The 11,834-nt window shown below is 71.6% G+C and carries 12 protein-coding genes; all 12 read left to right on the top strand.

Features of this window, described 5'->3' with window-relative positions; genetic code table 11:
* Positions 1-223 precede the first annotated feature (223 nt).
* Positions 224-415, top strand: coding sequence for a DUF5999 family protein (locus tag ABZ281_RS17595; RefSeq protein ID WP_356656438.1), 192 nt, complete (start codon positions 224-226; stop codon positions 413-415).
* 128 nt (positions 416-543) lie between these two features.
* Positions 544-915 (top strand): hypothetical protein, encoded by a 372-nt coding sequence (locus tag ABZ281_RS17600; protein WP_356656418.1) that lies wholly within the window; start codon positions 544-546, stop codon positions 913-915.
* Between the two features lie 143 nt (positions 916-1,058).
* A complete protein-coding gene (locus tag ABZ281_RS17605; protein ID WP_356656420.1) occupies positions 1,059-3,209 on the top strand; it encodes a DUF2637 domain-containing protein in 2,151 nt (716 codons plus the stop codon).
* Between the two features lie 346 nt (positions 3,210-3,555).
* On the top strand, positions 3,556-4,071 hold the full coding sequence (locus ABZ281_RS17610; protein WP_026250252.1) for a hypothetical protein: 516 nt from the start codon (positions 3,556-3,558) through the stop codon (positions 4,069-4,071).
* A gap of 46 nt (positions 4,072-4,117) precedes the next feature.
* Positions 4,118-4,705, top strand: a complete 588-nt coding sequence (locus ABZ281_RS17615; protein WP_356656422.1) for a hypothetical protein — start codon at positions 4,118-4,120, stop codon at positions 4,703-4,705.
* 242 nt (positions 4,706-4,947) lie between these two features.
* A complete protein-coding gene (locus ABZ281_RS17620) occupies positions 4,948-6,693 on the top strand; it encodes a hypothetical protein (protein WP_356656424.1) in 1,746 nt (581 codons plus the stop codon).
* Between the two features lie 21 nt (positions 6,694-6,714).
* A complete protein-coding gene (locus tag ABZ281_RS17625) occupies positions 6,715-7,095 on the top strand; it encodes a hypothetical protein (RefSeq protein WP_356656426.1) in 381 nt (126 codons plus the stop codon).
* A 104-nt stretch (positions 7,096-7,199) separates the two neighbouring features.
* A complete protein-coding gene (locus ABZ281_RS17630; protein WP_356656428.1) occupies positions 7,200-9,533 on the top strand; it encodes a hypothetical protein in 2,334 nt (777 codons plus the stop codon).
* 330 nt (positions 9,534-9,863) lie between these two features.
* The gene (locus ABZ281_RS17635; protein ID WP_356656430.1) at positions 9,864-10,331 is read left to right on the top strand and encodes an RRQRL motif-containing zinc-binding protein; all 468 of its coding nucleotides are present in this window, start codon (positions 9,864-9,866) and stop codon (positions 10,329-10,331) included.
* A 28-nt stretch (positions 10,332-10,359) separates the two neighbouring features.
* Positions 10,360-10,890 (top strand): hypothetical protein, encoded by a 531-nt coding sequence (locus tag ABZ281_RS17640; protein WP_356656432.1) that lies wholly within the window; start codon positions 10,360-10,362, stop codon positions 10,888-10,890.
* A gap of 4 nt (positions 10,891-10,894) precedes the next feature.
* A complete protein-coding gene (locus ABZ281_RS17645) occupies positions 10,895-11,173 on the top strand; it encodes a hypothetical protein (RefSeq protein ID WP_356656434.1) in 279 nt (92 codons plus the stop codon).
* Positions 11,174-11,273: 100 nt separating this feature from the next.
* Positions 11,274-11,765: a hypothetical protein gene (locus tag ABZ281_RS17650; protein WP_356656436.1), complete on the top strand. Its 492-nt coding sequence runs from the start codon at positions 11,274-11,276 to the stop codon at positions 11,763-11,765.
* Positions 11,766-11,834: the final 69 nt, after the last annotated feature.

Here is an 11,834-nt window from a genome sequence, read left to right on the forward strand (position 1 = left end):
GGCCGATGGCTGCGTCGACGATGACGGCGTGAACGGACCCCTCGACCTCGTGCTCGGCGGCATACAGCGCCTGTCCGGTGACCTTGAGCCGGCCGCCGGCCTTTCGCACGCCTCCAGCCCGGGAGAGTCTCGGGTCCGTATCCCCGCAGGAGAGCCCATGCGCAGCAGCACCCAGCTCGACACCGCGACGACCGCCACCGGGACCACTCGGCTGCCGGACTCGCTGTGCACGCACACCCCGAAGTGCCCGTCGGCCGACAGCCCGGACCGCGAGGCCGCCATCGTCGTGGCCGCTCACCCGGAGCAGGGCTGGAGCCTGCTGTGTAACGACGTCGTGCTCTTCGAGGACACCGGCGAGCTGCTCCCCGACGGCCAGGTCATCGCCCCGCACCGGCCGGTCGCGGTCGCGGCCTGACTGGCGGCTGCCTGATCCGCCCGCACCGACCGCCCACCACCGTGGCGGCCGGGTCGGGCGGTGACGGGGAGCCGGACAGCCCCCGGACCCACCGGCCCCGGCCGGTGTACGCGATGTGAGGAGAGCACGTGCCCCAGCCCCAGACGCAGGTCACCCGCACGACGGTCACCTACACCAAGGGCGACTTCGTCGTGTTCCGCGACGTCGAACGGTTCTGGCTCGGCAAGCCCGGCCACACCTTCGTCGGCCGCGTGGAGCGGTCCTGGCAACACGCCGACACCGGCAAGGTCCTGTACGACGTGACCGAGCTGAGCAACCTCCGCTACGTCGGCGGTGTCAACCCCGACTACATGCGGTTGCTCCCGCCGGCCGACGCGATGGCCGACATCGACGTCGCGCCGCTGAGCGAGCCGGACACCGGGGCGATGAGCCCGGCCGCCGTCGCCTGGCTGCGCCAGCACCTCGGACAGGACAGCAGCAAGCTGCCCGACTGGCGCTGACTCCTGCCCCTCAGCAGAACGGCCCTCCGAGTCCTCGGCATTAGAGCTGCCGGGGCCTCGGAGGGCCTGGTCACAACCCTACCGACCGACGCCGACCTGCGGTGGCCTCTTGCACGAGGCGCCGGAGTAAGAGAGGACACCCCGTGGCCAACACCACCACCCGGCGCAGGCGGAAGCCCGCCCCGGCCGCGAAGCCCCGAGGCGCCGGGCGCGCCAAGGCGCCGGCGGCTCCGGCAGCCATCCCCGCCCAGGCCGTCTCCGAGGAGACCGTGCCGCTGGTGTTCGAGGAGGCCGACCCGCTCCTGGCCGACGCCGCCGACCGCGCCGCCGACCTCCGGGGCCTGGCCGCCGACGATGTCGCGCGCATCCTCGCCGACGGCGAGACCCGCGCCGCCGAACTCCTGGACGGCGCCCGCTCGGAGGCGGCCTCGATCACCGAGGTGGCCACCACCGAGCAGGCCCGTCTCCTGGCCAACGCGCAGGCCAGCGCCGACCGGGTCCGCACGGAGGCCGCGACCAGGGCGACCGCCGACGCCGACCAGGTCCTGGCCGACGCCGACGCGAAGGCCAAGCAGCTGCTCGCCGACGCTCGCAGCGAGGCCGACACCGTCACGGCGACGGCGTCCGGCGAGGCCGACCAGGTCCTGGCCGACGCCCGCGCGGCTGCCGAGCAGCTGCTCGCTGACGCTCGCGACCAGGCGCAGGAGGTCACCACCACGGCGGCCTCGAAGGCCGACATCGTGCAGGCGGAGGCCGCGCAGGTCCTCGCCGACGCGGAGACCAAGCGCACCGAGTTGCTCGGGGCGGCGGAGCGCACCGCGGCGGAGACCCGCACCCGGGCCACCACCGACGCCGAAGCTCTCCTGGAGCGGGCGCGGGGCGAGGCCGACCGGCTGCGCGAGAGCGCGGACGACCAGGCCGCGCAGGTGCGGGCCGGGGCGGAGAAGATGGCCGCCGGCCTTCGCGTCGACGCCGACCGCGCCCTGGACGACGCCCGCACTTCCGCTGAGGAGCTGCGGGCGGCCACGGACAAGGACGTCGCCCGCCTGCGCGAGCAGGCGGAGAAGGACGCGACGACGGCCCGGGAGGCGGCGGCCAAGGCCACGGCCGACCAGGCCGCCGCCGAACGCGCCCGAGCCGAGGCGGAGCGGGTCCTCCAGGCGGCGACGGAGCGCACCGTGCAGCGGGCCCGCCGCCGGGAGATCCGGACCGAGTCCCGCGCCGCGCGGCGCAAGGCCCGCAATGACGCCCGGCCCGCCGGCGGTGTCCCGCCGCTGTCCGGGCAGGAGCTGGTCCTGGTCGCTGGGATCGTCCTGGCGGCCGCGGTCGTCTCCACCCTCGGTCTGCTGTCCTCTTACACCGCGCTGGAGACCAAGGCGTCGGGGTGGGGCTGGGAGTGGCCGTGGCTGCTGCCGGTCGGCATCGACGTCGCGATCCCGGCCTTCACCGGCGCCAACCTGGTCCTGATCCGCATGGGCATGGAGCTCCGGTGGATCCGCTGGGTGCCCCGCGCGCTGACGGCGGTGACCGTGTACCTGAACTGGAACGCCTCGGACTCCGCGTCGGGGCGCCTCGGGCACGCGGCCCTCACGCTGCTGTGGGTCGTGTTCTCGGAGATCGCCTCCCACGTGTACGCGACGCGGATCGGTGCGGTCACCGGCAAGAAGCGGATGGAGACGGTGCGGCGCTCGCGCTGGATCCTCGCCCCGATTCCCACCGCTCGCCTTCGCCGCCGGATGATCCTGTGGGAGATCACCTCCTACGAGGAGGCGCTCACCCGCCTCCAGGAGCAGACCTACCTGCGAGCGCAGCTCAAGGAGACGTACGGCTGGAAGTGGCGGTGGAAGGCTCCGCTGGAGCAGCGGATGGCGCTCAAGCTCGACACGGCGCCTGCCGCGCTCGCCGACACGCTCACCCCCGAGGAGGCGCTCACCGTCGAACGGGCGGAGGAGACCGAGCACGCTCACCCAGACATGAGCGCGCTCACCTCGGGCGAGGTTCGCGGCGAGCGTGAGCGCCCGGCGCTCACCTCCGGCGCTCACGAGGGTGAGCGCGACACGGAGGAGACGGACGCTCAGCGAGCGGAGGGCGCGCTCACGCGCAGCGAGAGTGACGCGCTCACCGAGCGCCGCCACGCTCGTATCCGTCTGCTCTACACCGAGCTCGGGCGCCGCCCGCAGTGGACCGAGATCCGCGACGCGCTCACCGACGCGGGCCTGTCCGATGAGCCGGTCTCCCGTCCGACCGCGCAGCGCCTGCGCGCTCAGGTCGAAGAGGCCACCCCGGGCGCGTAGGTGAGCGCCCGGTGAGCGCCGACGCGCTCACCCCGGCAGTCCCCTGCCGCTCATGGTCGCCCCCGGCCCGCGCCCACGCTCCCGAGCGTGAGCGCGGACCGGTGACGGCCACGGCCGGCAGGCCGCTCGCCCGCACCGTGCCCCGAGCGCGGATACAGCGGGTGAGGCACAACCGGGTATCACCCGCCCCGCGCCACGACCGCATTCGTCTCCTCTGCCCCGAGCTCGGGCGTCGCCCCGAGCGGCTGGAGATCAGCGACGCGGTTCATGCGCACGAAGGCCCCCTGCTGAAGCGTGATCAGCGGGGGGCCTCGGCTTGTCTGCTCACGCAAGAAAGGAGCACAGCATGGCACCCACGACGACCGGGCCAGCCCCGAAGTCTGGGAGCTTCACCCGTACGACGACCCCGCCGGCGCCCGCGCTGGCACCCCCCACGGTGATCCCGCCGGCCCTGGAGATCTGGGCGCCCGACCCCCCGACCTGGAGTCAGCGCATGATCCCCAAGGGGATCCGGTCCGCGATGGCTGACCTGGGGCTTTGGCAGGAGCCGCGCCCCTTGAAGCCCTCGTTCCACCTGGTCCAGGTGATCGAAGTCCTCACCCGCTACGGCTGGTGCCAGTCCTTCGATTTCTCCCCCACCGGACGTATGTGCATCAGGGGTGCCCAGACCTTTCTGGAATCCACCGGGCACGTCACCACGATCGACCGGGGGAAGGCCGTGAATTACCTCCAGTCCCAGTTGGCCCGCCAGGGCGTGAACATGCGGTTCTGGGAGTGGAACGACCTTTCCAGCAACACCTTCCGGGGTGTGGAGGCCACAATCTCGGCGGCCTCCGACATGGCGCGTAAGAACGGAGACTGAAATGACACCGGACGAAGAGAGGGCATTCGAAGGAATTCAGGCCGGAATGACGGCCGGAATGACCTTCGGGAACAGCGCTCCGGACGCTTCCCCGTACGCCGACGAAGGGCCGTACGGGACCCCGGTCGTGCATAAGAAGGCCGGTCTGACCCGCCGGGGAAAGATCGCCATCGCGGTGGCCGGGGTGGCGATCGTCGGCGGCGGAACCATCTGGTTCCAGGTCCATTCGGCGGCCGTCGCGAAGGACGAGAAGGAGGCCGCCGCCCTCCAGATCCAGATGAAGAAGCTGGAGCTGGAGGAAATGCGGATCCGGAACGAGCAGGCGAGCACCGACAAGAAGGCCGCGAACGCTTCGGCCGAGAAGATCCAGGCGGCCGTCGACAAGTGCGTGAAGGACTCCTCCGGCCTGATCGGCAAGGGGTTCGGATCGCCATCGAGGGGCGAGGTCGTGGCGGACTGCAAGCAGCAGTACGAGACCACCGACGGGTCCGGCATGCAGGCCGCGGGCAGCGCCCTGGATGCCGGAAACGCAGGGGGCGGCGGGATCAACTCCCCCGCCCTGCTGGGTCTCGTTGCGGGCGGCGGCCTGGCCGTCGCGGTGTTCGCGCGCAAGGGCAAGAAGGCCGACGCGTAGTCACGCACGGTGATTAATTACTCCCTCCCTCCTGAGCGGAGAGCGCCGCAATCGGGTTTCCATGATCCGACTGATCGGCCGCTCTCCGCCGGGAGGTAAGGAGTAAGGAACCACTGGCAACCACGGAGAGTGAGGAAGAGATGGCGACCGATACGGTGCCCCCGGTCCCCGCAGGACCCCCCGATCCGCCCGCTGCGCCGGCCGCCAGCACCGCGCCGGCGCCAGCCGGAGACACCGGCATCATGGCCGCCCTGATGGCCGCGGTGGAACCCGCCCGACCGGTCACCGCGACCGGCGCCGGGGCCAGGCCGGACGGTGACGACCCGGCCGCGAAGGCGGACCCCGACGGAGTGGTGGACCGCTCCACCCCGGGCATCACCAGCGAGTCGTTCAAGGCCCCGCAGGACCTGACCGGGGCCGGTGACGCGGCCGGTGCCCAGCACAAGGAGGGCGTTTTCAAAACGCTGATCCGGGCGGGCGCGACCCGTTGGGCGAAAGGCGGCGGGGCAACGAACAAGCGGCTGGACCTGGCGAAGGCCAGGGCTGGCGCGCACCAGGTGAAAGAGACCCGGACCACCACGGTCATGAAATCACCTGGACTTCCCACCCGAAACGGCTCCGGAGGGGCCAGTGGCGGGGGTCGGAATTCCGGCGGAAATGGTGGGGGAAATTCGGGCCGTAATTCATCCGGGAACGGCTCCGCAGGTACCGGGCGCGGTGGAAGCGGCGGCGCCACAGGAGGCGGTGGGCGCGGCTCGTCTGGCTCGAATGGGAACAGCGGATCCGGAGGCGGGCGCGGCACCAGCGGAAACGGTGGCGGAGGTTCGTCGAAGGACACCAGCCCCAAGGGAGCGAAGGACACCAGTCCCAAGGGGGCAAAGGACTCCGGGGGCAAGGGGAAGGACGGCTCCTCGGGAAATGCGGGATCCGGCGGAAAGACCGGCAAGGACGGAAAGGCCGGTGCCTCCGGAAACGGCGGCGGATCGACGTCGGGCGGCTCGTCCGGCGGTAATTCCGGAAGCTCGAAGGGCAAGGCCGACACGGGCAAGGGCACGAAGGCCGACCTGAACAAGGGCGGCGGCAGCGGCCAGGGCTCGGGCGGCTCCTCCGGAAGCGGCGGCGGGTCCGGCAAGAACGGCGGGTCCGGTTCGAGCGGCGGGTCCGGCAAGAACGGGAACGGCGCGGCCGGCCACAGCTCGAACGGGACCGACAACCGGACCCCGCTCCAGCGTTCGCGGGAGGTCGGTCACGGCGACGGCTCCGCGGTCCGGAACGTGGTCGACCACGTGCAGGCATACGCGAAGGGCGCGAAGGACGGCTACCAGGACAAGAAGGAGGAGAACGGCAAGGAGCACGCGCGGCTGGACAAGGCGCACACCGACCACAAGGCGAAGCAGCAGGACCCGAAGCAGGACGACCCGAAGCAGCAGGGGACGACGGTGACCGGGCCCAGCGGCCAGACGATCGTCATCGCCCCGCCGGACGAAGGAGACGACGGAGTGAGCACGGACGTGAAGCCCCTCCTGGTCAAGGAGATCGACGCGAACACGCTGACCCTGGGCACGGACGGTGCCCGTGGGTCGGTCAGCCGCAAGGAGCTGCGCAACTTCAAGCAGTACGAACGCAAGCTGGAGGCCAAGGAGAACCACCTGATCAAGGTGGCCGACGCGTGCAAGTCGCTCGAGGCCGCGGCGGAGGACGAGGCGAAGGACTGCCAGGAGCTCGCCGACCAGGCCAAGGCCGTCGAAGGCGGCGAGAAGCTGGCCGCGAAGCTGACGCGGCTCGCCGACGCGGCGAAGGCCCAGGCGACCGAGGCCGGCGAACTCCACAAGCGCGCGAAGCGGGCGGCGGAGATGTGCAAGGTCGTCCTGACCAACATCGGGACCCGGTACGCGCCGCTGTACAAGGCCGTGGTCGACAGCGACGAGACGAAGCCGGCCGAACTCCGCTTCTACAACGACAAGGGCTCCTACGCGCCCGCCGCGTAGCACCAGGAGGGACAGAAGATCATGGCGGAACTGACGTACAAGGTCCTCGTCAAGAAGACCCAGGACAAGGAAAAGGCCCTGGCCCGCAACGCGGAGGGCGTCAAGAAGGCCGCGGAAAACATCAAGGAACTGGCCGACGACACCGCCTCCGACGCGGACGCGCTGGGCGCCAAGAGCGTGGACCGCGACTCCCTGGCGGAGTGCCAGGAGCTGTCGAAAATCATCCGCGGCGTGTCGGACGGCGCGATCACCTACGCGTCGAAGACGTCCGACACCGCGAAGGCCGCGAAGGCGGCAGGCGACCAGGCCCGCACCACCCACGCCGGGTTCCAGGAAGCCTTCGACCGCTCCGACGTGACGGACCTGGAGAAGGTCTCGCGCGACTGGTTCGAGCAGGAATAGCAGCACCCAGCACCACCCACCATCGGCGCGGCCGGCCCGGGGATCGCATCCCTTCGGGCCGGCCGCGCCCTTGCGGACCCGTACCCAGACAGGAGTAGCCCCCGATGTCCACCATCACCAAGACCGTGCCGAACGCGGAGCCTGCGGAGCGCGCCGCCGCGGCGCTCCAGATCGCCCTCCCCGTCGGGGTGGGCATCCTGGCCCCCTACCTGGACCCGAACGCGGCGGCCTACGTCGGGGCCGGCTTCCTGGCCGGTGCGACGTTCGCCGGCGCCAACTACATGAACCGCCTGGGCCGCTGGGCGAACCAGCTCCCCGGGATCGACATCGCGCGGGCGCACCGCGACACCATGGGGATCTCCACGATCACCACCGGCATGGGCCTGGCCCTAGGCCAGCTGGGCGGAGCCGAGGCGTCCGAAGCGCTGATGGCCGGTGTCTTCGAGCCGACCACCGTGCCCGGGATCCTGTCGCTGGGCTGGTGGGCCGCGGTCGTCTTCACCGGCTGGCGCCTGCGCCGCGTCTTCGGCAGGCAGAAGATCGAGGTGGAGCAGGCGCAGCCGACCGGGCAGGCCGCCCCCGCCAACACCGGTGCCCCGGGCCCGGTGTCCCTGGCCGACAAGATGATCGCTGCCTGGGGGCGCGTGATCAGCGACCCGAAGAACGGTCGCCACCGCAACCAGGTCCTCTCCGACGTCGTGATCTACGCGGACCGCTGGGAGGGACGGATCACCGCCGCCCTGGGCGACGCCGTGAACGTGTCGAAGGAGGCCGTGAGCAGCCTCTTCGGCCGCTCCGTCGACGACATCACCCTGAAGTACGGCGCGCACTCCGGGGAGGCGTTCATCACCGTCTGGTACACCCAGCGCCCGGAGCTGGACCCCTCCACCCTCCAGGGCGCCTGGAAGCGCGTCCAGGCGCGGGTCCTGCCCAAGACCCACCTGGAAGAGGTCGGCGAGGACGTGAACACCGGCGGCCAGGTGGCGCGCGTCGTGGCCGACGACGACCTGGACGCACTCCCCCGCGTCGTCAACCTCGGGGAGCTGGCCGGAGCGCTGCGCCGCTCCATCGACCTCGTCTCCTACGAGCCGGGACGGCGCGACCCCAGGCGCGCGATCATCCGCATCATGGACCACAACCCGCTGGAGGCCGGGCACGAATTCCAGGGCCTGGACTCCCTGAAGGCTACCCCGGGCGGCTGGGTCAACATCGGGAAGATCGTCTCCGGCTTCCCCGCGAAACTCCAGCTGTTCGACCCGAAGCTGGGCGCCCTCCACGTCGTGATCGCCGGTACCACCGGCTCCGGCAAGGGAGGCACGGGACAGATGATCAGCCTGGCCTACCACGCCAACAAGATGGCCCAGATCTACGGCGACCCCAAGGGCGCCAGCAACCCCGCGATCCCGAAGATGGCCGCCTACAGCGGCCTGACAAAGTACGGCGCCCTGGGCGCCATGCGGCTGTCCTGGTGGGTCCTCCAGCACCGGATCGACGAGGCCGCCCGCCTGGACCTGAAGAACTTCGAGCCGTCCGCGATGCGGCCGTACTGCGCCACAATCCTGGACGAGGCCGCCCAGATGCTGGCCCCGGGAGCAGAGAACCGCAAAGAAGCCATCAAGATCGTCAAGGATGGTGCCTCCCTGACCCGCAGCATGGGCATGCCCTGGGTCCTGATCAACCAGACCGTCAACCTGGACCAGCTGGGCGGCGAGCAGGCCATCCGCGCCAACCTCATCGCCGGCGGGACCTGGATCATCCTGCGCACCGACAGCGACCAGGTGAACCTGGGCGACCTTCCCCCCGGCTTCGACGGGCTGGACCCCTCGCTGATCCCGCCGGTATGGGTGGAGGAGGACGACGCGCTGGTCTACGACCCGACCATGGCGGAGTCGGACCCGCGCAGAACCTTCGGCCTGGGCTACGTCGCGGCACCGGGCGGGCGCGCGGGCATGATGCGCATCGACACCCTCGAGGACGCCACCGAGCACATCCGGCCGGAGAACATCATGGCCCCGGTCGACGTGCCCTGGTGGGGCGACCAGGCGCGCATGGAGGAGCTGGCCATGACTCCTATCCCCGGCTTCGAGGAGAAGGACGGCGAAGGCGGGACCGGCGAGGCCGGGATGTCGTTCGCCGGTGTCGACCTCCCGAAGGCCAAGGAGCTCACCTCGGAGGAGAAGGTCCTGGCCGCCCTCCGTGACGAGTCCGACCCCATGTACGTGGACATGGTCGACGAGGGCGACGACATCGACCCCGAGGACATCGACTACGTGGAGCGGGGCAAACTGCAGACCGCCTGCGGGGTCGCGGAGTCGACCTTCGCGAACGTGCTGAACAAGCTGGAAAAGGCAGGAAAGATCCACCGGATCAAGGAAGGCAAGACCTCGAAGGTGGCCCTGGGCCCCCGGCCGGAGGCAACCGGCGAAGAGGCCGCCTGACCGCTGTCCCACAACGGCGCGCTTCCCACACGGGAGGCGCGCCGTTCCAGTCCGTACCTTCCGCTGACCTGACGCTCTGCCTGGCCCTCGCCCCCCGCCTTCGGGGCCGGCGAGGACCGGACAGGCCGCCCGGCCGAACGCACCACCCGCTGCGCCCCGCCGACACCAGCACGACGTCGGCGGGGCGCAGCGCTGTCCGCCCGACGACTGGAGGAGATCACTCGTGCTCATCCCCCGCCCGCGCCGCCGGATCGGCCGGCCCCGCCCGCAGCGTCCCGGCCCCCGCTACCCGCACCGCCCCGACCGGCTGCCCGGCGCCTGGAACAGGTAATGACGCGCCCCCGGAAGAAGCGGCCTCCCCGCGAGGTGAAGCGGGTGCCGCGCAGCGACGCACTCCTGCCGGAGTTTGACCGTGGCGCTGTACCTCAGGGCTTGGTCACCAGACGCCAGTTGAGGGACATGGGCCTCAGTCCAGGAGGCAACGACGGCCCGGTCGCGATTCTGCGCTGCAAGTGGTGCTCCTACCGGCCGCAGTGGTCGTGCATTCACCCCACCCGCGGCTTCCTGCTCCGCGTCGACCTGGCGAAGCCCAAGCGCATTCCGACGCTCGCTCAGGAATGGGCCCTGGACCGGGCGATGGCCGCCAGATCCACCTGCCCGGAATGCAGCCGCCGGTACTGGTTCTGCCTCCCGCTGCGCACCCTGGGCCGCTGCGACCCCTGCGCCCGGGGCTACGAGCCCAGCCCCGACACCTACGTCACGTCCACGGCCCCGGTCATCCACCGGCTCGCCGCCTGATCAACGAACCCCTCGAAGGAGAGTCACCGTGGCTCTGTTCACCCGCCCCGCCCCCGCCTTCGCACCCGAGACCTGGACGCCGGAGGGCACGCTCGTCTCCCAGCGCTACCGGGCACTGGAGGGCGCGACCGTCCTCGTCTACACCGCCGACGCCGACCGGGGCACCGCCAAGTACGCCGTCGCGTGCCTGGGCTGCACCTACCGCGCCGCGACGAACGTCGCGCACAATCCGATGTCCGAGACGGACGCCGCCAAGGCCGCCAACGCGCACGCGGCCGGATGCCGGTCGATGCCGCGCGGCGTGCCCGCCCGGCCCGACGACACCGCGGCCGCCGAACTGATCCGCACCCAGCTGTGGCCCCACCGCTACGGCACGGCCCCGCACCCGGTGCACATCTGCGACTTCAACGCCCTGCGGGTCGACCTCCAGCGCCCCACCGACTGGATCAAGGCGCTGCTGGCCGGTCTCGCGCAAGCCGACCCCGGCTTCATCACCGCGACACCCACCAGCTCCGGCCAGGGCACCCGCTTCACCGTCCAGCCCTTCGACCGGGCCTGACACGGTGCGCACCCGAACCGCCCTGCTGCTGGCCGCCGCCCCGGTCGCAGCTGCGGCGGCCGCCGTCGCGCTCGAGGCCGGCTCCTGGGAGCTGACCGTCTCCCGGCACGCCGTCCAGGTGTCCCCGAAGCCCCGGAAGGGCTGTCCCGACTGCCGGGGCGAGGGCGGCTGGTGGTCGCCAGGCCCGTATCCGGGCGGGGAGCTGTGCTGGTGCTGGGACCGCCCGTCGTGGCGCCTCCGGCTGCTGCCGCGCCCGCCGTTCCCCGACGAACCGCCTTTCTGACGGCTCCCCGTGCTGTCCCGGCCCGGCCTGCGACACGGCTTGGCCGGGACAGCGCGGAGGACCGGACAGCCCGGCCCGCTCTCCCCTGAAGGAGCTGCACATGACCGAGACCCTCACCCCGCCCACCGTCGCCGTCGGCGCGGACTCGCCGCTCGCCCTCCTCTTCGACATCGCCCTGGAGATCGGCGTGCAGGGCGAGGACGAACAGCGCGACAACGCGGAGACGGCCGCCCTGGACCACGTCTGGAACGCCTACCCCGACACTCTCGGCAAGGCCCTGGACGACGACGACTGGTCCGGCCGGCCCGCCCACGCGGGGGCCGTCCTGGAGCCGTGCGCCGTCGCCTACCTGGACGGCGGCCTGTGGCTGCACCACACCGTCGACGGCGACCAGGAGCAGGACGTCCTCACCCTCATCGCGCCCTGCACCTGCGGAAACGGATACGTCGACACCGTCCTGGACGGCGAGCGGGACTTACTGCAGGTCCTCACCGACCTGCGCGCCACCGGAGGCCGCTTCCCGCACGACAGCGGCTGGCCCGACTGCGACAGCCAGCGCCGTCTGCGCGCCTGGGGCGACGCCCGGCCGTGACAGAGCAAAGGGGGCGGGGGGGGGGGCGCGCGCGCGCCCCCCCCCCCCCCCACCCCCCCCAATGAAACT

The sequence above is a fragment of the Streptomyces sp. NPDC006265 genome (genome assembly GCF_040613555.1).
Classification (GTDB): domain Bacteria; phylum Actinomycetota; class Actinomycetes; order Streptomycetales; family Streptomycetaceae; genus Streptomyces.